Annotated in this window: 20 protein-coding genes; 13 read left to right on the forward strand and 7 right to left on the reverse strand. The window is 66.9% G+C overall.

Annotated elements, in window-relative coordinates:
- Window positions 1-10 precede the first annotated feature (10 nt).
- From RIF23_RS14640 to RIF23_RS14670, 7 genes are all read right to left on the reverse strand, one after another.
- On the reverse strand, window positions 11-1,489 hold the full coding sequence (locus RIF23_RS14640; RefSeq protein WP_310913091.1) for a saccharopine dehydrogenase NADP-binding domain-containing protein: 1,479 nt from the start codon (window positions 1,487-1,489) through the stop codon (window positions 11-13).
- A 63-nt stretch (window positions 1,490-1,552) separates the two neighbouring features.
- The gene (locus RIF23_RS14645) at window positions 1,553-2,275 is read right to left on the reverse strand and encodes a methyltransferase (RefSeq protein WP_310913092.1); all 723 of its coding nucleotides are present in this window, start codon (window positions 2,273-2,275) and stop codon (window positions 1,553-1,555) included.
- Between the two features lie 49 nt (window positions 2,276-2,324).
- Window positions 2,325-3,524 (reverse strand): type III PLP-dependent enzyme, encoded by a 1,200-nt coding sequence (locus RIF23_RS14650; RefSeq protein ID WP_310913093.1) that lies wholly within the window; start codon window positions 3,522-3,524, stop codon window positions 2,325-2,327.
- On the reverse strand, window positions 3,521-4,447 hold the full coding sequence (locus RIF23_RS14655) for a dimethylarginine dimethylaminohydrolase family protein (RefSeq protein WP_310913094.1): 927 nt from the start codon (window positions 4,445-4,447) through the stop codon (window positions 3,521-3,523). The genes RIF23_RS14650 and RIF23_RS14655 overlap by 4 nt, the downstream gene beginning before the upstream one ends.
- A 671-nt stretch (window positions 4,448-5,118) precedes the next feature.
- Window positions 5,119-5,883: an FAD-dependent oxidoreductase gene (locus RIF23_RS14660; RefSeq protein ID WP_310913095.1), complete on the reverse strand. Its 765-nt coding sequence runs from the start codon at window positions 5,881-5,883 to the stop codon at window positions 5,119-5,121.
- A gap of 562 nt (window positions 5,884-6,445) precedes the next feature.
- Window positions 6,446-7,126: an HAD family hydrolase gene (locus RIF23_RS14665; protein WP_310913096.1), complete on the reverse strand. Its 681-nt coding sequence runs from the start codon at window positions 7,124-7,126 to the stop codon at window positions 6,446-6,448.
- Complete coding sequence (locus RIF23_RS14670) at window positions 7,123-7,965, reverse strand: GntR family transcriptional regulator (protein WP_310913097.1); 843 nt, start codon at window positions 7,963-7,965, stop codon at window positions 7,123-7,125. The genes RIF23_RS14665 and RIF23_RS14670 overlap by 4 nt, the downstream gene beginning before the upstream one ends.
- Window positions 7,966-8,316: 351 nt before the next feature.
- Between RIF23_RS14670 and RIF23_RS14675 the strand changes: the two genes are divergently transcribed.
- The 13 genes from RIF23_RS14675 (at window position 8,317) to RIF23_RS14735 (ending at window position 19,593) form a co-directional block, all read left to right on the forward strand.
- Entirely contained in the window at window positions 8,317-8,595 is a 279-nt protein-coding gene (locus tag RIF23_RS14675) for a hypothetical protein (RefSeq protein WP_310913098.1), read from the forward strand.
- 32 nt (window positions 8,596-8,627) lie between these two features.
- Entirely contained in the window at window positions 8,628-8,813 is a 186-nt protein-coding gene (locus RIF23_RS14680; RefSeq protein ID WP_310913099.1) for a hypothetical protein, read from the forward strand.
- Between the two features lie 207 nt (window positions 8,814-9,020).
- Window positions 9,021-9,590 (forward strand): NUDIX hydrolase, encoded by a 570-nt coding sequence (locus tag RIF23_RS14685; RefSeq protein ID WP_310913100.1) that lies wholly within the window; start codon window positions 9,021-9,023, stop codon window positions 9,588-9,590.
- Window positions 9,591-9,721: 131 nt separating this feature from the next.
- Entirely contained in the window at window positions 9,722-9,940 is a 219-nt protein-coding gene (locus tag RIF23_RS14690; protein ID WP_310913101.1) for a hypothetical protein, read from the forward strand.
- A 171-nt stretch (window positions 9,941-10,111) separates the two neighbouring features.
- The gene (locus RIF23_RS14695; protein WP_310913102.1) at window positions 10,112-10,375 is read left to right on the forward strand and encodes a WhiB family transcriptional regulator; all 264 of its coding nucleotides are present in this window, start codon (window positions 10,112-10,114) and stop codon (window positions 10,373-10,375) included.
- A gap of 118 nt (window positions 10,376-10,493) precedes the next feature.
- Window positions 10,494-10,904, forward strand: coding sequence for a hypothetical protein (locus RIF23_RS14700; protein WP_310913103.1), 411 nt, complete (start codon window positions 10,494-10,496; stop codon window positions 10,902-10,904).
- Between the two features lie 11 nt (window positions 10,905-10,915).
- A complete protein-coding gene (locus RIF23_RS14705; protein WP_310913104.1) occupies window positions 10,916-12,283 on the forward strand; it encodes a helix-turn-helix domain-containing protein in 1,368 nt (455 codons plus the stop codon).
- Entirely contained in the window at window positions 12,283-12,417 is a 135-nt protein-coding gene (locus RIF23_RS14710; protein ID WP_310913105.1) for a hypothetical protein, read from the forward strand. Before RIF23_RS14705 ends, RIF23_RS14710 begins: the two co-directional genes overlap by 1 nt.
- On the forward strand, window positions 12,414-13,970 hold the full coding sequence (locus RIF23_RS14715) for a hypothetical protein (RefSeq protein ID WP_310913106.1): 1,557 nt from the start codon (window positions 12,414-12,416) through the stop codon (window positions 13,968-13,970). Before RIF23_RS14710 ends, RIF23_RS14715 begins: the two co-directional genes overlap by 4 nt.
- Before the next feature lie 67 nt (window positions 13,971-14,037).
- Window positions 14,038-16,224 carry a hypothetical protein gene (locus tag RIF23_RS14720; protein WP_310913107.1) on the forward strand — a complete coding sequence of 729 codons (2,187 nt, stop codon included), beginning with the start codon at window positions 14,038-14,040 and terminating at the stop codon, window positions 16,222-16,224.
- Between the two features lie 323 nt (window positions 16,225-16,547).
- The gene (locus RIF23_RS14725; RefSeq protein ID WP_310913108.1) at window positions 16,548-17,108 is read left to right on the forward strand and encodes an ASCH domain-containing protein; all 561 of its coding nucleotides are present in this window, start codon (window positions 16,548-16,550) and stop codon (window positions 17,106-17,108) included.
- Window positions 17,109-17,163: 55 nt separating this feature from the next.
- On the forward strand, window positions 17,164-17,559 hold the full coding sequence (locus RIF23_RS14730; RefSeq protein ID WP_310913109.1) for a hypothetical protein: 396 nt from the start codon (window positions 17,164-17,166) through the stop codon (window positions 17,557-17,559).
- A gap of 81 nt (window positions 17,560-17,640) precedes the next feature.
- On the forward strand, window positions 17,641-19,593 hold the full coding sequence (locus tag RIF23_RS14735) for a YfjI family protein (protein ID WP_310913110.1): 1,953 nt from the start codon (window positions 17,641-17,643) through the stop codon (window positions 19,591-19,593).
- Window positions 19,594-19,646: the final 53 nt, after the last annotated feature.

Here is a 19,646-nt window from a genome sequence, read left to right on the forward strand (position 1 = left end):
GCGGGATCGCCTATCTGACCAGGAAGTTCCGCAGCTGCCACGGGTCGTCGCCGGACCTCGCGCCGTCGAAGCCGGCGAAGGGGTTGGTCATGGCGGTGGGCCGCCAGTTCGTCGGCACCGATACGCGTTCACCGAGGTACGGGTCCGCCACGGACAACACCTCGTGGTGGTCGATGTCGTCGGGCACGCACAGGCCGCGGTCCGGGTGACGCACGATCCATGAGATCGCCCCCAGCAACGAGGCCGCGACCTGAAGTGTGGTCGCGTTCTGGTGGGGAACCAACTGCCGCGTCTCCTCGATGCTCAACTGGGAGCCGGTCCACCATCCGTTGAGGTCGTGCCCGAGCAGGAGGACGCCCAACTCGTCGCGTCCGCTCAGGATGTCGTCGTTCATGATTCGGTGTCGCGTCTGGAGTTGGAAACCCTGCATCTGGTACTCGTGCAGGGACGCGATCGCGGCATCGGTGGGCAGGTAGGCATAGTGCACGGTGGGCCGGTAGACGGGTACTCCCTCGTCCCACACCGTCAGGTGGTCGCTGATCGTGAACGCCTCGCCGTGCTGGATCATCATGCCGGTGATCGGCCCGCCCAGGGGAACCCACGACTTGACCCAGGTGCTGCTTCCCGGCCGGGCGAGGCAGATCTGGTTCCGTGGCCCACTTTCATGGACGTAGGCGAGGTCCGGTAGGTTCAGCTCGTGCGTGCCCCAGCCGAGTTCGGCCGGCCCGATGCCCTCCTCGAACAGTCCCTTGACCGACCAGGTGTTGACGAACTCGCCGACCTCCTTGGGTTGCTTGCTGATCTGGGTGTCGCGCTCGGATATGTGGATCACCTTGACCCCGGTTTCCATCGCCAGGCGCGCGTAGTCCGGCGCGGCGAGCGCACTCTCGAGTCGCTCCCGTCGTTCGACCGACACCGTCGGCTGCTCTGCTGCCCCGCCAGTCTTGAGGATCTCGTTCGTGATGTCCTCGAGTGCCACCTTGGTCCAGTGACTCACCAGGCCCGGATTGGCCCCGTGTTCGACCACGGCCGTGGGACCGGGCTCGTCCCACGAGTCGCGGAGCTCCCGTATCTCCATATGTGCTGCGTAGAGCGTCCGTTCCGTTGGGCGCAGCTCAAGCAGGTCCGCGGCGGACTCCCAGGCCTCCAGCGCAGTGTCCACGTACAGCACCCCGTTGTCGTGGCACCACTCGACGATCTGCGCACCATCGATGTTCCAGGTCAGGTTGATTACCAGGTCGCCAGCGCCGACGTACTGTTCGAGCGTGGACTCCAGATTGTCCTGGGTGAGTGTGTGGCGCACGTAGCTCGCGCCTGCGGAAAGGGTGTCGGGAATCGTGTCTCGCCGGTCGACCATGTCGAGGATGGTCAGCTTTTGGAAATCCATGGTCAGGTGCCGGAGAAGTAGGGGTTGCAGGCACTGCGAAACCGATCCGCATCCAAGAAGCAGTACGGAGCCGCCGAACGAGATGTTGCGTGTGTGAGTCAAGTTGATCCCTTTCACTGTCGCCCACTGGAGATGGGGGGTGCCGTTTCGGGGTCTACGACCAGGTCATATACCGTGCGGCGGGAGGTTGCCCGCGCGCGGCAGTGTGAGTTCCAGCAGCCAGTAGTCGATCGAGACCTGTCCTTGGATCGTCTCGTACTCGCGGGTCGACTCGGCCAGAGTAGATATATGGATCCCGGCTCGTTTGGTGACGCTCCGAAGTAGTTCCACATCACCGTCGCTACCGAATCCCAGAAGTAGGCGCCCACCGGGTCGAAGATGTCCCCAGGCCGAATCCAGGAAGCGACTCAGTATCAGGTAACCCGGATCGTAGAATGCGGTGTGGATGTTGTCGGTGGCGAGATCGTCCGAGGGGTTCAGGTACGGTGGATTCCAGAAGATCACATCGAAGTACTCATCATCGTCGACCGCCGAAAACAGGTCGCTCTCCCGTGCGTGCACTACATCCAGGAATCCGTGGAGGTGGGCGTTCAGACGCGCGTTACGAACGGCTTCGGGGCCGAGGTCTAACGCGGTGACACGTCGACATCCAGCGCGCGCGGCGGCGACACTCACGATTCCTGTTCCACACCCCATCTCCAGGAAATCCCCTCCCGCAGGAAAGGGGACCCAACCCGGGTAGAGGCCGACCCCCGGGTCCTCCTTGGGGTCGTAAACTCCCTTCAGGAGAATCCAGAAATCACCGTTGAGTTTGATCACCTCGACATCGTCGTACTCGTCGACGCTCGCGATCAGCTCCTTGACCTCTGCCCGGACGATGCTGCGCACTGATTCGTCGGCACCCTGTATCGGTGTATCCCCTGGTGTTCCCATAAGATCACTGGCTCTCTGTTCCTGCGCTGTCCGTGTGGCGCGGCGCCTGCTGGGTCGCACCGATGCAGTGGACATCGGGCGGGGGCATCCCGTTGAATCCCACGGACGCGTAGCTGGTGGTGTAGGCGCCGGCACTGTGGATGTCGATATGGTCACCAGCGGCGAGCCCGGTCGGCAGCAAGTAGTGAGCGTCGCGGTAGAGCACATCCGCGCTGTCGCAGGTCGGCCCGGCGATGTTCGCGGCTTCCTCGGGTCGCTCACCGCGACTGGTGCTCAACCGGTACTGGATCGCCTCACCGTCGGTCTCGGCCAGTCCGCCGAACCGCCCGATGTCGAGGTAGACCCAGCGCCGCCCGTCACGTTCCCCACCGTCGGCTACCAGGACGATCTCACTGCGCAGCACCCCGGCATCGGCGACCAGGTGTCGGCCCGGCTCGGCAGCGAGCTGCGGCCGCGGCGTGTCCGGGAAATTAAGGCTGACCGCCGTCTCGATCGACTCCCGGTAGCTCTCCAGGTTCGGGATCGAGTCCCGGTACTGTGCCGCGAATCCGCCGCCCAGGTTCAGCACCTCAAGTGCGATTCCCTCGCAGGCCAGTTCGTGGAAGACACGGGCCGCCTCGGCGATTCCGTCGTTCCAGCGTTCCGGCTTCTGCTGCTGCGAACCGATGTGGAAGGCCACCCCGTAGGGCACCAGCTCCCGGGAGCGCGCGGTGCGCAACAGCTCGCACGCCAGAGCGCGGCCGCACCCGAACTTCTCGCTCAGGCTCCATCGCGCGCCTTCGCTGCTCACGCGGATCCGGCACAGGACCTGACTCCCGGGCGCGGCAGCCGCGATCTTCTCCAGCTCCTGTGCAGAGTCGAACACGAACGTACGCACCCCACATGAGTAGGCGTACGCGATGTCCCGCCGTTTCTTGATCGTGTTGCCGTAGGACAGACGTTCGGGAGACGCTCCGGCTTCCAGGCACAGGTCGATTTCACCTGGACTTGCGACATCGAACGAGGCGCCCAGGTCCACGAGGGTGCGGATGACCTCTAGATGCGGGTTCGCCTTCACCGCGTAGTAGACATCTGTGTCGGGGAAGGTTGCGGTGAACTCGCGGAACCGCCGTTCCACCAGACCGAGGTCGACAACCAGGCAGGGCGTGTCGGGGCGTTTGCTGTCCAGGTAGTCGAGGATGTGCTGGATGCTCGCGTCGGTCATCTGTCCGCACCCCCGTCCATGCGCGCGTCCGGCCTCGCGGCGACGCTGTCGTGTGCGGGAAGCACGGTGTCGAGGGGCAGAGTGAGGCAGCGGCATCCGCCGCCTGCCTTGCGGAACTCACTCACGTCACTGACCGCGATCTCGAAGCCCCGGTTTTCCAACAGCCGCCCAAGCCGGGCAGAGCAGCTGGGCATGACGATCCTCCGCCCGACGACCACCGAGTTGGCGGCGAACGCTAGCCCCTCGTCCCTGGTGCACAGCACCGGGTCGGGAACTAGGCGCCTCAGGCACCGCAGGCCCTCCTCGGTGAACGCGTCCGCGACGATCAAGGCAGTGCGGTCGTTCAGCGGGCAGAATGCGATGTCGATGTGGTAGAAAGCCGGATCTGTGAGCTCAACCGGAAGCACCCGCCATCCGGCACGTCGGGACAACGTGTCATAGGCGCGCCGGTCTGATCGCCTACCGAATCCGGTCACCAGCGTGTCCGCGAACGACAAGGCGTCGCCGGTCCCTTCCTGAGAGGAGTCCAATCCAGGATCCGCCACGGACCAGTTGTGCTGCCGGAACCACTCCGCGGTGTGGTCGACCTCCGCGGTCCGCTCCGGGAACCGCATCGGCGCCGGCCAGAACGTGGAGCCGTCCACCACTCCGTGGTTCGCAGTGAAGACCGCGTCCGGATGTTCCGGAAGGGGCTCCAGCTCCTCGAGCTTCGCGCCCGCCTCGCGCAGGGCGACACCCAGCTGGTGCCATTGGTCGTGGGCCAGCTCGTGGTCCACCTTGACGTCGGGATCCATCCACGGGTTGATGGAGTACCACACATCGAAGAAGCGCGGCGGGCAGAGGAGATAACGGTACCCCCACGGCAGCGGTGCGCCGCCCGAGGAGGAACGAACGTCCTGCCACTCAGAAACGTAATCCAGCATTGAGTAACCTCCATCGCCGATACGGCTGCGTAAACTTGCTACCCGCCGTTTGTCCTTTTCTCTATTAATGTGTCATGTCGCAACCACTGAGATATGCAGCGGACTCCGCAGCTGGGCCCGACACGAACCGTCCAGACGCATGTCACGATGAACAGGGATTCCGTTCCTCGAAACGCGTGCGCACTAGCTGGTGCGCACGTCAAGGCATGCGTCGGCGGCTGCGTTGTGAATGACGTGCGAAAATCGGTTCACATGGGCCAGGCGGCATAAATACCGCTTAGAAAAGGAACAACCATCGCCGTAACAGGTTCAAGGATGCTACTCGGAGCAGGCGGACGGTGTCCTCGTTGCGAATCAGGAGCTGAACTCACTGCGCGGAGACCATACGAACAGGGAGCCGCAGCAGCACTGGTAGGCAGCTACGGGTACGGGCAGCGGATACCCCGCTCGAGGTAATCCACTTCGCTGATGTAGGCGGTGCCCAACGTTCGGCCCTCCGCGTCGCACTCTCTCAGCGATCTAGAGACTCGTTAGTAGGTGCCGATAGTCATCGCCCCTGATGGGCTACCAACGCTACCGTACGCTACCAGACCGAAAGATCATCAGGAAGGGCTAGTTGTGCTACCCGACACCGGGGATTCCCCTTTGCCGTCGGCCATGTCTGCTACCAGTCAGAGCTCCTTTGACCATGGCTCGCTATACGAACACTGAAGATAAGGGAAACGGAAAAATTCCACCTCCGTGGCCGGCCATACCGTTGCCCGCAGCGAAATACACGCACCTCTCGGGCACCGGGACAGACGAACAAAGTCCCCGAAAGGGGTGTTTTTCCGTTCCGGTGCATGCGCCGCCATCGGCTCCGTTACCGGGGTCTGGAGGGTCTGCCGTACGGTGGCCGTCAGGTTGGGTGCACAATCCATCGGGATCCCAGCCGCGCAGGACATCCGCAGCTCACCCACGCCCGGCGGCGTCGCCAAGGCCGCGTCACCCACCGCGTACACCTCCGGGTCGGAGACCGAACGCAGCGTCCCGTCCACCCGAATCCGCCCTTGGTCGGTGACCTCCAGCCCTGCGCTGCGCGCAATGTTCGGCGTACGGAACCCAGCGGCCCACACGGTGGCGTCCACCGGATGCTCGGTCCCCTCCGCGGTGATCAGCGCGCCGGAACACACCTCGGCGACGCGAACCCCGTCGTGGACCTCCACCCCGAGCCGGTGTAAGACGCGCCTCAGATGACGTTGGGCACGTGGTGCCAACCAGTCGCCGACCGTGTCAGCGTCCAGCAGCAGTATCCGGTGCGCCAGGTAGCTCTCGGCGAGTTCGGCGGCCGTCTCGATCCCGGCCATCCCGCTGCCGACCACGGCCACGGTCGCGGGGTCCCCAGTGGCGAGGTGCTTGGCGAGCGCGGTGGTCCCTCGTCGCCGGCGACGGTCCACGCGTGCTCGGCGGCGCCCGACACCGCGCCGGTGTCGGCGGCGCTGCCGAGGGCGTAGACCAGAGTGTCGTAGTGGGCCCCCAGGGGATCGAACCCTGAACCCGCGGATTAAAAGTCCTGCGAAGGACCATTTGGCTTCGGCGAGAACGTCATGTGACCAGTGCAAACGAACCAATGCGAACTGCGTTGAACGCGTGCGAACTGCGACCCAAACTGCAACCCGAACCGACACCTGTATCGTTCGATCAACCTCTGTCGCTCCCGGTGGCGTGCTGGGGCAGTACGCAGAACTCACAGAACTCGCAGAACCTTGTTTGTGCAGGTCATCGGATTGATTCTGTCTGCGCAGAATTCGCACAGAACTCCAGCGAATCCACACACAACCCACCGCGTCGGATGATCCCGGCGTTATGTCGAGGGGACACTGACGGGCGGCTGCGAGGTTCTGTGTGATCGGCTGGAGTTCTGTGCGAATTCTGCGCAGACGCACGCAGCCCCATGAACTGCATAAACGAAGTTCTGCGAGTTCTGCGAGTTCTGCGTGAGGGGTGGACCGTCGACTCTCAGGCACGTAGGGCAGCCGCGAGCTCACCCATATGACCGATGATCGCGTCGGGCTTCAGCTCGCGCCAGCGCTCGGCTTTGCCCGGTCGGTTGGCGTAGCCCACGGCCATAGTCCCGGCCGCTCGTGCGGCTTCGATGTCGGTCGTGGAGTCGCCAACCATCACCGACTCATCCGGCGTGCCGCCAAGCTCCGCGAGTGCCTGCCGGAGCAGGTATGGGTTTGGCTTCATCAGCTCGGGACTCACCTTGTCCCGACCGATGACCGCGTCCACCAGAACATCCAGGTGGTGTGCCGCCACGAACGCTCGGATCGCCTCTGGCGAATTGTTGCTGACGATGGCGACCGGCAGCCCGCGTTCCCGGCACACCCCCAGCATGGGGGTTACCCCCGGGGTGGGTGAGGCCGCCGCTACCGAGGCAATCTCGGCTTGGGTCAGAGCGGCTTCGAAGTCAGCGTGCCACTGCGGAGCCACCTGGTATAGGCCGCTCAGTACCCGCATCGGGTCGTTCTCGCGCATCACGGCATCGGGGACCACAACGCCCGTGGCGTGCGCCTGCTCGCGGAGCGTGCCGGCCACCTCGGGGGCGGGATATCCCGCAAACGCACTGCAGACCGGACCATCAAAGTCCAGCAGGATCCATCGAGCAGGCCGCATGATCTCGCCCAGGTCGATAGTCACTCGGCACGCTCCGTCGCCACGGTGGTCCAGATGCTGTCGAACCATCGTTGTGCTTCTGCCACGTGCTGTGATCCGGTTGACTCGCTGTCGTCATCGACTTCGTGGTGGAACAGGATCGCGTCACGCCCGAGTAGGTCATAGATCTCGGTCGATTCGCTCCCAACGGCCACGGTGTTTTCCTGGACCGGGTAGTACCCGAAGAAGGTCTCCACTCCGTTGATGACGTACAGCTTGAACGTGGGAGTGACCGGGAAGACGCGTGTCTCGACATTGGCCGTCTCGACCAGCCCCAGTGCCTCCAGCTCCCGCACTGAGTTGTCGATGCCCTGGGTGGCCCGCAGCATGATCTCGTGCATGCGCTCGCGCAATTGCGGGTCATCCCCGTTCGTGTCTCGGCGAGTCGGGAGTCCCATAGGCAGGCGTGTATTGGGCACCAGAAGGCGAATCCCAATGCTGCGTGGGGTGAGACGACCGTGCCGGACCTTGTCGATCGGCTCGTGGAGCGCCCCGTACAGAGTCTCGCCGCTGAACCCCGCGAAGTCGATCGTCACCTTGTCGCTGTTGAACGCCCGCTCAATGTGCGGGCGGAGTCCGGCCGGGCGTTCGGTCCGCTCCCGAACGAAGACCCCGCGGCCCTGCTGGGTCAGGATCAGCCCTTCCTCGCGTAGCAGACGAAGGGCCTGTTGCACGGTCATACGGGCTACCCCGTACGTCTTGGCCAACTCAGCTCCGGAGGGGAGCTTCTCGCCGGGCTCGAATTTGCGGGTGAGGATCGCGGCGCGTAGAGCGCCTGCGACCTGCTGAAACGGGGGTCGTGGATCTTCCGGGTCAAGGCTCATGACCCTAGGGTACGCCAGCCTGCCTAGCCAACCTAGAAAAAACTTCCTAGACCCTATTGACTCATCTAGCTTGGCTAGCCAAGCTAGATGCATAGCCGAGATAGGCAAGTGAAGCTCGGAAGGCGGACTCCCCGCTTCGGTGGGTGTGGAAGCGCCGGGCGCTGGTGGTTTGACAACTAGACAGTGGTTCGCCTCGACCTCTATCCCGAGCTGACAAGGGACGACGTCGAGGAAGCCGTGGTCCACACAGGTATGGGCTGCGCCATATGCGTCCGTGTGACGCCGGTGCCACCCCACTTCGGGGGTGGTGTCGGGGCTACACGGCCCACCCCCACCAACCAGGAGGTCTTCATGCACTCTTCCGTTCCCAACAGCCCGGCTGGACTCTACGAGACGGCAGGCACCACGACAGAGACCACGACGTACCACTGGGTCCTGAGCTACATCGCGGCGGGACCAGCGTCGGGCTTCCAGACCGGGTATGTGGATGGCACGTCCGAGGTGGCGCCGGGAATGACGCGTCAGCAGGTGTTCTCGGAGGTGATCGGTGCCGCGGCTGACCTCCACTTCGCTGGCGACCGAACGGCGTTCAGCGTGACGTCGTTCACCTTGGCGCCCAACGAGCTGTAGCTCGGTCCCCCACCAACCAGGAAGGACGGACGATGGCGCATCTTCGTGACCAGCCGGTGAGCGTCCGGCTGTGCGGGCACCGCGAAAACGTCGCGTGGCTGGCTGACCTGCTGGAGGCCGATCACGACCTGGAGGTCCAGCAGCGCTCACAGCCGTATCCGAATCGCGGCGGTGCCCGGGATCAGGTTCGGGTGTATCTCGACGTGATTCAGCACTGACGAGACAACGGTGACCACGCGGTCCCTGCCCAATAGCTGCCGGCAGGGACCGCTTCATATGTCCGTGTGACGCCGGTGCCACCCCACTTCGGGGTGGTGTCGGGGCTACACGGCCCGCACGTTCCACTCAGACGGTCCCGGCTGTCAGCCGCCACGCACACACAGCCGAGACCGGACTCCCACCAACCAGGAAGGACACACACGCGTATGCCGAAGATGTGTGATCAGCGCACGGTCGGGGTGCTGGTGACCAACGAGCGCGGCCAGACCCTGCTCATTCGCCGCGGTACGGCCCCATCAGGGTTCGCGCCGGTCGCAGGCCATGCCGACCTCGACACAGCAGGGGACCACAGCGCGCTGGCAACGCTCGCTGATGTCGCCACGGCTGAGGTGTCCGAAGAGGTCGGGCTGGACGTCACAACACTCAGCGCCACGAGCGTCACCGAACGGTGGATCCCCACCTGGTGTCGGCGCACACGGCCCGCCGGGGTAACCGAGTCGGGACACTTCTGGACCGTCTACACCGCCACGGCGACTGGTTCGCTGAGGCCCGATCCGCGGGAAACCCAGGGTGCCGGGTGGTACACGAAGGCTGAGATGCAGCGGCTGGCAGCCCGCACGGCCGCCTTCGCGATCGGACGGCTCTCCGTTCGCGAGTGGGAGCAGCATCCCGGCCTGGAGCCGGTGTGGTGCCTGCTGGGGTGCGAGCTGCGCATTGTGACCCTCGCTCCCCGCTTCCACTCCGCCATCAGAAACCTCGCCCAGATGGCTACGTAACGACGTCGGTGCCTCTGCTGCCTCAGCCCCACAGGCCGGGGAGGTGGGGGAACCGACCGGTCCACATCACCGCAGCAGACGCGACGACGTCCGCTGCACTCGCCACACCCCATCTCCAGAGAGGAACGCTCATGCAGGTGACCGTTCGCAGTATCTACACCCGAGTGGACGACCTTCGGGACTCCATCGCCAACGAGGACGAGTACATCGACCAGGTCGACGCCCGCGAGGAGGTCATGGCGATCTACCAGGACGTCATCGACGCCATCGCCACCGGCCACCCCGAGGCCGTGGAACTCGCCACGCAGGCCAAGGCCCTCGCGGCGCTCGACCTCCACGGCCTCCCCTGACCGCACACCGCACGTCTGACCCGTGCCCGCCCACCACGAATGACGGCCCCACCGGCCGCAAGGCAACCCGGTGGGGCCGCTGTGTGTCCGTGTGATGCCGGCGCCACCCCGCGGGTTCGGGGTGGCGCCGGGGCTACATGGTCCCCGTCCACCAACCAGGAAGGAGCTGCAATGTCGAGCACGCGTGAGCTGCGCCAGGTCTTGCAGGCTGCCCCGCGGGCCTGCTCTGAGGAACCCGAGCTGTTCTTCGCGCCGGACACGGAGCGGGCCGCGGCCCGCCAGCTGCGGGAACGCGCCGCAGTGGCCTTGTGTGCGGACTGCCCGGTGCGTCAGGCGTGCCTGGAGTACGCGGTGCGCAACGGCGAGCGCTACGGCGTGTGGGGCGGCGTGCCCGCCTACCAGCTGCCCACGGCAAACGAGTTGGAGGTGGCGTGATGCCGAACCACGGCCCGTTTCCGCCCGCAGGTCCGTCTGACACAGAAATGGCCCCGGTGCATAGCCGCCAAGCACACACCACCGGGGCCTCACTCCCACCAACCAGGAAGGAGTAGCTATGTCCACGGTATCAGGTGACGAGATTTCTCTGGATGAGCAGTCGCGTGAGCTGCGCGAGGACTTGGCCCGGAGCGACGCCAAGGCAAGCCTGCTGCTTGCGGGTGAGGGGGCCCTGCTCGCGGTTCTGGCCGCCGCGCAGCCGTCGGGTCCCGGACAGTGGGCCGTCGTTGTCGGGATGGTGCTGATGGGTGTGAGTGCGGTGCTGCTGCTGATCGCGGTGCGCCCGCGCATTGGCGGTCCGATGTTGGCAGGCACGCCGGGCTGGTGGCCGGAGACTCACCTGGGCCGACGGGACGCACTGGCCCGGGTGGCCCGCAGGAAGTTCCGTCTGCTCCGGGCCGCAGTGGATCTGTTGGTGGCCGGCGGGGCCGTTGTAGCGACGGGCCTGGGTGTGGAGGTGATCGTGTGATGTGGCGACGGATGAGTCCCGACGACGTTGTGGCGCAGGCCCAGGACCGTGCGGATGCCGCTGCCGAGCTGGACGCGATTCGCCGCAGCGGCCCGGATGTGTCGGACCCGGCCCTGAGCACGGATCCGGCGGTGGTGCGGCATTGGCAGCGCACCACCCGGCGGACCGCGCGGGATGCGATCACCTACGCCACCGAACAGCAGCTGCGGGCCCAACGACGGGATCACCAGCGGGCCGTCGCGGATGAGCGGCAGGCGGCCCGGCTGGACCGGCGGGCGGCCACGCTGGAGGCCGCGGCGGACGAGTCGAGCCCACAGCGGGCTGTCCTCGCACTGTCGGCGGTGCGGTCCTACGCCTTGGTCACGCTGCTGGCGGTGTCGGTGGCCCTGTCGGTCGGATCCGCCATCGGGTTGGCGGCCGTGTCGGGCTACCTCACCGATCGGGCCGTGGATGGTGTCATCGCGGAGATGGCCGGTACCACCATTTCGACGGTGGCGCTGGTCTATCTGGCGCATCTGCACCGGTGGGGCACGGGCGCCCCGGCTCCGACGGTGCGCAGACTGTTGTGGGTGATGGCGTTCGTGCCCACCACGATGAGCGCGGGCGCCAACATCGCGGGAATCGCGGTGGGCGCCCCGGTGAGTTTCCTCAACGTGGTCTGCGCGGTCGGGGCGTTGAGCGCGTCCGCGCTGGCCTACCTGGTGGCCCAAGCCTCCTCAGCCGAGATCCGCGTGAAAGCTAAGGAACTGGCCCCGGATGCGCCCGCGCAGCTGCGCAGTCAGCGCGACGCGCTGCTGCACAACACCGAGCCCGCCCCCACCACCCAGCCTGCGTCAGAGGACCCGCCGGCGGCTGGCTCGGGCGTGGTGCAGTCCGAGGGTGAGCGGCTAATGAACCTGCCGCACCTGCTGCGCGAGGCGCTGGACACCGATGAGGGCCGGGATTTCGCGATCGATCTGATCACCGAGGGCACCCGGGTGCCGGACACGGTGAGCCGGCTGGACATGGAGTGGCCGGGACCGCCGGAGGACACCGGGAAGCAGGGTTCCGACCGGTCGGTGTCGGAGGCAGCGAGTGAGTGGCTGCGGGACCACACCCCCGATCCCATCCCGGAGCACGATGCCCCCGAGCCATCCCCGGGTGGGCAGGGTGCCCACCCGGATGCCCAGCAGGTGCCCACCCCCACCGAGGAATCCCACGAGGGTGCCCACCCCGCGCACGACTCTGCGCCGGCAGGGCCTGAGGCTCCAACACCGGCCGCTGTGCGCGCCTACCGAGACACCCACCCCACCCAAACCATCAGCGAGATCGCACGCGCGTTCGGCATCAGCCGCCGCACAGTGAAGCGCTACCTCACAGACGACTCGGGGGGTGGCTGATGGAGTCCGTGTTCTTCGCCCTGGGGGTGCTGTTTGCGTTCGCCCTGCTGCGGCTGCACTCCGCGGTGCGGCGCTGGCAGCGCCGTGTCACACGGATGATGCTGGCCCCCTCGAAACGGCGGGAGGCGACATGACCACACCAACCACGGAGGAGGAGCCGTCGTCGCCAGTCGAGGAGCCGGGGACGGAGTCGCCGGCTCCGAGCCGTCCTGATCCCCCCAGCAGCGACGGCGGGCCGGCCCTCGGAACGTCTCAGCCGGCCGAGACTGGTGATCCACCGCCTTTGCCTCCACTCGTGGAGACCGGGGTCTCCACGGTGGCCACGGCCACGTCCGGTCTGTATGCGGCCACGGGCGTGGCCGGGCTGGTCACCGCCGCGGGCGTGACCGCGGCCGGAGCCGTGGCCTACGGGCTGACACGCCGCCGCACCCGGGCCCGCTCGGGTGCGGGCCGGGCCGGAACAGCGGGTGGTGCCGGCAGCCGCACCACCAGCCGCATGGGTCGGCTTGGCCGCATGTTGGGCCTGTCCGGCGGTTCCCGTGGGGCGTGCGGAACCCGCACGGGTGGGGGCCGCAGCAGCACCCGTCGTGGGACTGCGAGCCGCTCCGGCGGCACCGGCACAGGCCGCAGCAGCGGTGGTGGTGGCCTGTTCGGCAGCGCGGGAGGAGCTCGTGCTGGACGTAGTGCCGGCCGGTCTGGCGGGTCTGGTTCCCGCGGTGGCGGGGCCGACGCTGCCGGCCGGGGCCGCTCAGGCGGCCTGTTCGGCGGTTCGCCGGGTACCCGCAGCAGCGGCGGTGGCCTGTTCGGGGCCACCGGCGGGGGACGGGCCGGCCCCTCAGGTGGGAGATCGAGTGGTGGCCTGTTCGGCCGCTCACGCGGCGCGCACCGCTCTGCGGGCCGAGGGCGGGGGTCGACGACGAAGATCGTGGATCCGGCCCCCTACGTCGCCAAAGGCCTAGGGATGCGCTCGGGCTGGGATCGGATCCGCCCTCGGGCTGTGCGGATGCGGCGCTACCTGGCGAACCGGCGGTGGGCACTGCGCGTGCGCAGCTGGTGGGCCCGGGCCCGCGGTATGGCCACGCATTGGTGGGACCGTCTGCGCGGCCGCGTGTCCACCGATCCCCGCTACGGCCGGCTGTCTGGTGTCCAACTAGGGATTGCGGCCGCTGCGGTCGGCGCCCTGGGCGCCGCACCCCAGCGGTCCCAGCCCCGGGTGCTGGTGGGACGGGTCATCGGCACCGCCGCTCCTGTTCCCGGAACAATTACCGGTCCTACCCGCCGCCCATTCGAACTTCCGGCAGTGACATCACCAGTAGAGGAGGCTGCTATGGCCACTGAAGTACAGCGGGTGACCGACGCCACCGACGAGCTGAGGAACGCGTTGGCGTCTCTCGGCGGGAGCCAGGTCGGGATGCTCACCTACGAAATGGGGCTACGGCAACTGGCCCCGGTACTGAAGACCCTAGCGGAAGGGTTTTCGGAGATGGGCACCACCGCCGAGGACGAACAACCCCTCGCCCCCGAAGTAACCGAGTTTTTCCACACCATCTCGCAGGCCGTACACGCCTCAGCGGAGGTGGCCGACGAACTGCCCGGACTATTCCGGGCCGCGCACGAGACCGAACTCGCCCGCCTGGAGAACCCACGCGTCGCTGAGGCGAAATGGGACGTCAGTGCCCAAGACTGAGAGCCCGACGTGGCCCCGAGGCAGTTCGTCTCGGGGCCACGTCATGTCGTTGGCAAGGAGACATGCGATGAGCACCACGACCGCGGCCCCAGGACGCCCACAATCCACCAAGACCACGAAAGACAAGAAACGCCGGCAGCGCTGGAGTCACCAGCAGGGTCCCGCCCTCGGGGCGGTCAACGCCGCCAGCGCAGCGCTGGCAGTCGCCAGCGTGGGCACGCTGCCCGAAGTCGGGCTCGACTGGTGGTGGCCCGCAGCCGCCGGCGCGGTCGGCGCCACCGCCTCGGTGACCCGCTCCGCCACCTCCGGGCAGCCCTGGGGCGCCCGGATCTTCCGCGGAGCCCGCTGGGTGGGCTACACCGGCTGGACCGCCGCCACCCTGGCCACCGGCGGACCCTGGGACCTCACCACGTTGGGGATCCTGGCCGGCGGCACCACCGCCGCCGCGGTCCTCCAGCCCGTGTTTCGCTCCTACGAAATCGCCGCCCAAGACCGCCAGCAGGCCGAAGACCGGATCCGTACGCGCCGGGGATTGGCGGGTGCGTGGGAGGCCCGCATCAACCGGATCTGCAAGTTCGCCAAACCTGGGGTGCGGGTCACCGATATCGCCGAGTGGAACATGCCCGACCCCCACAGCACCGAGCCGGACGCGACTCGCCAGACCGGCATGTCTATCGTGGTCGAGCTACCCGCCGGTGGGGGTTCCTGGAAGACGCTCGCCGCGAAGTCCGAGGAACTGGCCTCGGACGCGGACCTGCCTGATGGGTGCGGCATCGAGGTTGCCTCCCACGGCAGCCGCCGCCGTGTCGTGCTGTTCGTGTCCCAGGTGGACGCGCTCGCGGAGGACATCCCCGCCGGGGACGACTACTCCCCACTGAGCATCTACGACGACATGCCCGTGGGGATGTACCGCACCGGCGACTACGCCCACATCAACCTCAAATGGTCAGCCGCCGCCCTGATCGGAGCCACCGGCTCCGGCAAGTCCGCGCACCTGTCCCTGGTGATGCGCCAGCTACTGCGCTGCACCGACACGATCGTGATGGGCATCGACTTCAACGGCGGCAAGGCATTCAAGCCGTTCCTGCAGCCCTGGCTGGACGGACGCACCAGCAAACCCGCCATCGACTGGGTCGCCACCACCGAGAAGGAAGCCAAGAAGATGCTGGACTTCCTGCTCCGTGCGAACGAGGTGCGGTCCCACCGGTACTCCGACCTCATGGCACAGGTCAACGACGACAAAGTGCCCTCCACGCCCGCGATTCCGCACGTCACCGTGATCACCGACGAGACCGCCGACCTGCCCATGAGTGTCAAGAACAAGCTCGTGGAACTGTCCAACAGGTCGCGGGGCGCCTCCATTCGGCCGCTGACCTGCGCACTGCGGGCCGTCAGCGAAGGCGGTCAGCAGGTCCCCAAGCCGCTGCTTGCTCAAGCGTCGGTGCGCACCGCGATGCGCGTCAACGAAGACGACGAACTACGCCGGCTCTTCGGCTACGTCCGGGGCCTGCCCAAGGCAGACGAGATGCCCGAACCTGGCTACGGACTCATCCAACCCCACCCCAGCACCCCGCCGCGGATCTTTCGCGGCTTCCTAGTCAAGCCCTCCGACAGCGACGACGTGGCGGTCGCCACCGACGAACGCCGCCCGGTGCTGGACGAGGCCACCATCAACGCCGGCCGCGACGACTACACCAAACGCTGGCAACGCGCCCACGAAGCCGGCTGGCTGGGCACCAAACCACCCGCAGCCCCCCGAAACGAACCGCGACCCCCGCAGCCGCCACCGGTCGAGGAGACCGCGGAGCGTCCATTGAGCCTGCGCCTTGACGAGATCGACCTGAAGGGAGCAGCGCAGAAGGCACGCCAGCGCCGCCAAGAACTGGAGGAGAAGAACCGCGAGACCGGAATCGACCGGTGCGAAATCGACGTCGCCTTCGACGAACTCACCGCCGACCTCGAACCCGCACACGGCAGCGGCACCGTGCCCCGCATCCTCGAAATCGCCCTGGAACAGGCCACCGACCGGGGTGTGCACACCAAGGTCCTGGAGAACGCCACCGGGCTTCCCGCCACCCAAATCCGGGACCTGCTGGAACAGATCGGCCTCACCCCGGCTGATCCGTTCCGGATGCACCCCGGAGCAGACGCAGCCAAGAACCGCGGCTACCTCCGGTCCGCCCTCGACCGCGTGGCCGCCGAGATCCACCTCGGGGACACCCAAGTCCCACCCGAAGTGCGTGACGCACTGTAGCCACACGGGCTGTCCCAGCACCCGCTGTCCCACCCTGGGACAGCCCTGGGACACACCCGCGCGTCCCAGAGGGCTGTCCCAGCCCTGTCCCAGGCCTGTCCCAGGCCCTGACCTGCACATCCCAGCCTGGGACAGCCACCAGCCAACACCCCCACACAGCCCGGCACACCCCCCGGTGTTCCGGGCTGGAATAAGAGGTGTCCCACCCCCACACCGCCAACACACTCCGTGACACCGGATCGTGCCCACCACTCCCGAGAATCCACCCCTCGGGAGTGGTGGGGGCCAGCCGGCCCACCCCCATCAACCCAGGAAGGAACCCCATGGATCGCATGCACGACGTTCCCCCAGCAGGAAACGACACCGTCACCGCCGCCTGGCAGGACGTGATCTCCGCCGTTCGCAGTCAACCCCGCAGCCAGGACCGCGTGCGCACCTATCCGGCCCTGACCGTGTGGCAGCCCTGGGTCTGGGCGATCCTCCACGGCAAAGACGTCGAGAACCGGCCGTGGGCACCGGCGCGTCCCCCGGGCACCGTCGTGTTACACGCCGGGGCCCGCCAGGACACCGAGGCCGTGCCTGTCCTGGAGGACATCGTCGGAGGTCCGCTCCCACGCAGCGCGTTCACCACCGGACTGCTGGCGCTGGTCGACATCACCGAGATCCATCACGCCAGCGACTGCCGCCCGCACGGCTACTGCTCACCCTGGGCAGCGAGCAGCGGCTACCACTGGACCCTGAACGCCCCACGCGCCCTACCCACACCCATCCCGGCCCGCGGACGCCAACGCCTCTGGCATCTCACCATCGACCAGCACGCCAGTGTTCAGACCCAGCTGGACACCGTTCGCCCCCTGAGCCCACCACACGGCCCCGGTGCATAGCCGCCACGCACACCACCGGGGCCGCTCTCCCGCCAACTAGGAAGGACGGCTCCTGATGCATGAACTGATCGGGCGGTGGGTTCGCCTCGTGCCTGGTGATGGGCCGGTGACCACCGGCGTGCTGCTCACCGCATACGAGACAGACGAGGGTCTATGGATGTGGACGCTGCGCACCAGTTACGGCTCTACCCAGTTCGGCGGTGGGGGACTCCCTGATGAACCCCTCACCCGGGAACACGTCACCGAGGTGCGCCAAGCTCGACGGCGCGTGTGTCGCCGCTGGGCGGACTACCAACGACTGGTCGCCGATGACCCTGACGTGCGCTTCGTCCGCAAGCGCGATGAGGCCCTCGCGGACCTGCACTTGCTCAACCAGCAGATGCGGCCCCCGGGTGCAACGCCGCCGGGGCTGCACATCACCGATGACACGACCCCGGACACCACCCACTAGTACCCACCCCCGCCGGCCCCGGTGCATAGCCGCCACGCACACCACCGGGGCCGCGCACCCACCAACCAGAAAGGACTGCACATGTCGCTCGCGGCTGTGCCCGACCCGCCCGAGGAACCCGGTGCGGTGCCGCCGCACGACCTCCAAGCAGAACAAGCCGTGCTTGGCGCCATGCTGCTCAGCGCTACCGCCATCAGCGTGGCCGCCGAGATCCTACAGCCCAGTGACTTCTACTGGCCCCAGCACGAGGCCATCTACAGCCTGGTGCTCCGGCTCCACCGAGACGGCAAACCCACCGACCCCGTCGCGGTGAACAGCGAACTCGCCAACACCGGCCAGAGCACCTGGACCGGCGGGGCACCCTACCTGCACACGCTCACCGAGACCGTTCCGTCCCCGGCCAGTGCGGGCTACTACGCCAAACAGGTGGGCGAAACCGCCCGCCGGCGTGCCCTCATCACGACCGGCACCCGCATCGCCAAACTCGGCCACACCGGCGGCGATGTCACCGAGGCACTCCAGACAGCCAGAGTCGAGCTGGACACCACCACGGCGGGCACCGGACATGGATGGCCCGAGCCGGTATCCCTGGACGCGCTACCGGGACCACTACCCGAATTCCCGCTGGAAACGCTGCCGACCTGGGTGGGCCAGTTCGCCGCGGCCGTGGCCGACCAGACCCAGACCCCGCCCGACCTGGCGGGCTGCCTCGCACTCGCGGCACTGTCCACCGCAGCATCGGGCCGGATCTGGGCCGACACCGGCACCTGGGCCGAACCGGTATGTCTCTACACCGTCGTGGCCATGCCCCCCGCGAGTCGCAAGAGCGCGGTGTTCGCCGCGATGAACGAGCCAATCTTCGCCGCGGAGAAGCACCTGGTGGAGCAGATGAAACCCCGCATCTCGGAAGCACGCGTAGCCAAACGTGTCGCAGAGGCTGAGGCCGAAGAGCAGGCGTCCGCCGCTGAGAAGGAGCGTGACCCGCAGTCCATAGCACTCGCCGCAGAAGCGGCGGAGACTGCGGCCGCCATGACCGTGCCGAACCTGCCCAAACTGGTGGCCGACGACATCACACCAGAAACCCTGGCACGCCAACTTGCCGACCAGCAGGGACGACTTGCTCTCTTGGCACCCGAAGGCGGCTTCTTTGGCACCCTAGCCGGCAGGTACGGAGGCATCCCCAATCTCGACACGTTCCTGAAGTCCCATGCCGGGGAACCCATCCGCGTTGACCGCCAGGGACGCGAGCCTGACTTCGTGCCCCAGTCCGCACTCACCATCGGAATCGCCCTCCAGCCGGAGGTCCTGCGCGAGGTCTTCGCCACCCCCGGAGGACGCGGACGCGGCCTCCTTGCTCGGATCCTCTACGCCATGCCCGCCGACACGGTCGGCTGGCGCACCGCCAGGGCTGCACCCATCCCGCCCGACGTCAAGCAGGATTACGCTCACCATCTGCAAACCCTGCTCCACTCCCTGTGGCAGCTCGAACAGCCCACCACGCTGACCTTCACCCAGGACGCACAAGAACGGCTGGCCACACTCCTCTATGAAGAGATCGAACCTCAACTTCGCCCAGAGGAACGACTCGGGCAAATCCGCGACTGGGGCGGAAAACTCGTCGGGGCAATCGTGCGAATTGCAGCCCTGCTCCACCTAGCCGACAACCTCACCACCGGCTGGGGAAAACCCATAACCCTCGACACCCTCGAACGCGCCATCCAGATAGGCGAGTACTACACCACACACGCACTCGCCGTCTTCGGAGCTATGGGCACCGACCCCGTCCACGCCACAGCCCGCCGCATCCTCGACTGGCTCCACCAGCGCCAACCGGAACGGTTCACCAAACGTGACGCGTTCTGCGCGATCCGCAGCAAGGAAATCGCGAAAGCCAACGACGTCGACACGCCTCTGGCGCTACTCACCGACCTCGGGTGGATCCACCCCGAACCCACACCCAATAGATCAAAAGGAGGACGCCCACCGTCACCGACGTATCGCCTCCACCCACACATCCACGACAGCGCGTCGTAGCGATATTGGCCCCGTGAAATCAACACACGCGAGCAAACGGGAGTCTCCGCGAG

The organism is Lipingzhangella rawalii (genome assembly GCF_031628175.1).
Taxonomy (GTDB): Bacteria; Actinomycetota; Actinomycetes; order Streptosporangiales; family Streptosporangiaceae; genus Lipingzhangella_A; species Lipingzhangella_A rawalii.

Coding starts and splice junctions, on each gene's coding strand:
- RIF23_RS14710 (WP_310913105.1), top strand. CDS start 12,283: ATGGAGTCCGTGTTCTTCGCCCTGGGGGTGCTGTTTGCGTTCGCCCTG.
- RIF23_RS14685 (WP_310913100.1), top strand. CDS start 9,021: ATGCCGAAGATGTGTGATCAGCGCACGGTCGGGGTGCTGGTGACCAAC.
- RIF23_RS14725 (WP_310913108.1), top strand. CDS start 16,548: ATGGATCGCATGCACGACGTTCCCCCAGCAGGAAACGACACCGTCACC.
- RIF23_RS14695 (WP_310913102.1), top strand. CDS start 10,112: ATGTCGAGCACGCGTGAGCTGCGCCAGGTCTTGCAGGCTGCCCCGCGG.
- RIF23_RS14675 (WP_310913098.1), top strand. CDS start 8,317: ATGCACTCTTCCGTTCCCAACAGCCCGGCTGGACTCTACGAGACGGCA.
- RIF23_RS14650 (WP_310913093.1), bottom strand. CDS start 3,524: ATGACCGACGCGAGCATCCAGCACATCCTCGACTACCTGGACAGCAAA.
- RIF23_RS14730 (WP_310913109.1), top strand. CDS start 17,164: ATGCATGAACTGATCGGGCGGTGGGTTCGCCTCGTGCCTGGTGATGGG.
- RIF23_RS14735 (WP_310913110.1), top strand. CDS start 17,641: ATGTCGCTCGCGGCTGTGCCCGACCCGCCCGAGGAACCCGGTGCGGTG.
- RIF23_RS14680 (WP_310913099.1), top strand. CDS start 8,628: ATGGCGCATCTTCGTGACCAGCCGGTGAGCGTCCGGCTGTGCGGGCAC.
- RIF23_RS14720 (WP_310913107.1), top strand. CDS start 14,038: ATGAGCACCACGACCGCGGCCCCAGGACGCCCACAATCCACCAAGACC.
- RIF23_RS14715 (WP_310913106.1), top strand. CDS start 12,414: ATGACCACACCAACCACGGAGGAGGAGCCGTCGTCGCCAGTCGAGGAG.
- RIF23_RS14705 (WP_310913104.1), top strand. CDS start 10,916: ATGAGTCCCGACGACGTTGTGGCGCAGGCCCAGGACCGTGCGGATGCC.
- RIF23_RS14700 (WP_310913103.1), top strand. CDS start 10,494: ATGTCCACGGTATCAGGTGACGAGATTTCTCTGGATGAGCAGTCGCGT.
- RIF23_RS14655 (WP_310913094.1), bottom strand. CDS start 4,447: ATGCTGGATTACGTTTCTGAGTGGCAGGACGTTCGTTCCTCCTCGGGC.
- RIF23_RS14690 (WP_310913101.1), top strand. CDS start 9,722: ATGCAGGTGACCGTTCGCAGTATCTACACCCGAGTGGACGACCTTCGG.
- RIF23_RS14670 (WP_310913097.1), bottom strand. CDS start 7,965: ATGAGCCTTGACCCGGAAGATCCACGACCCCCGTTTCAGCAGGTCGCA.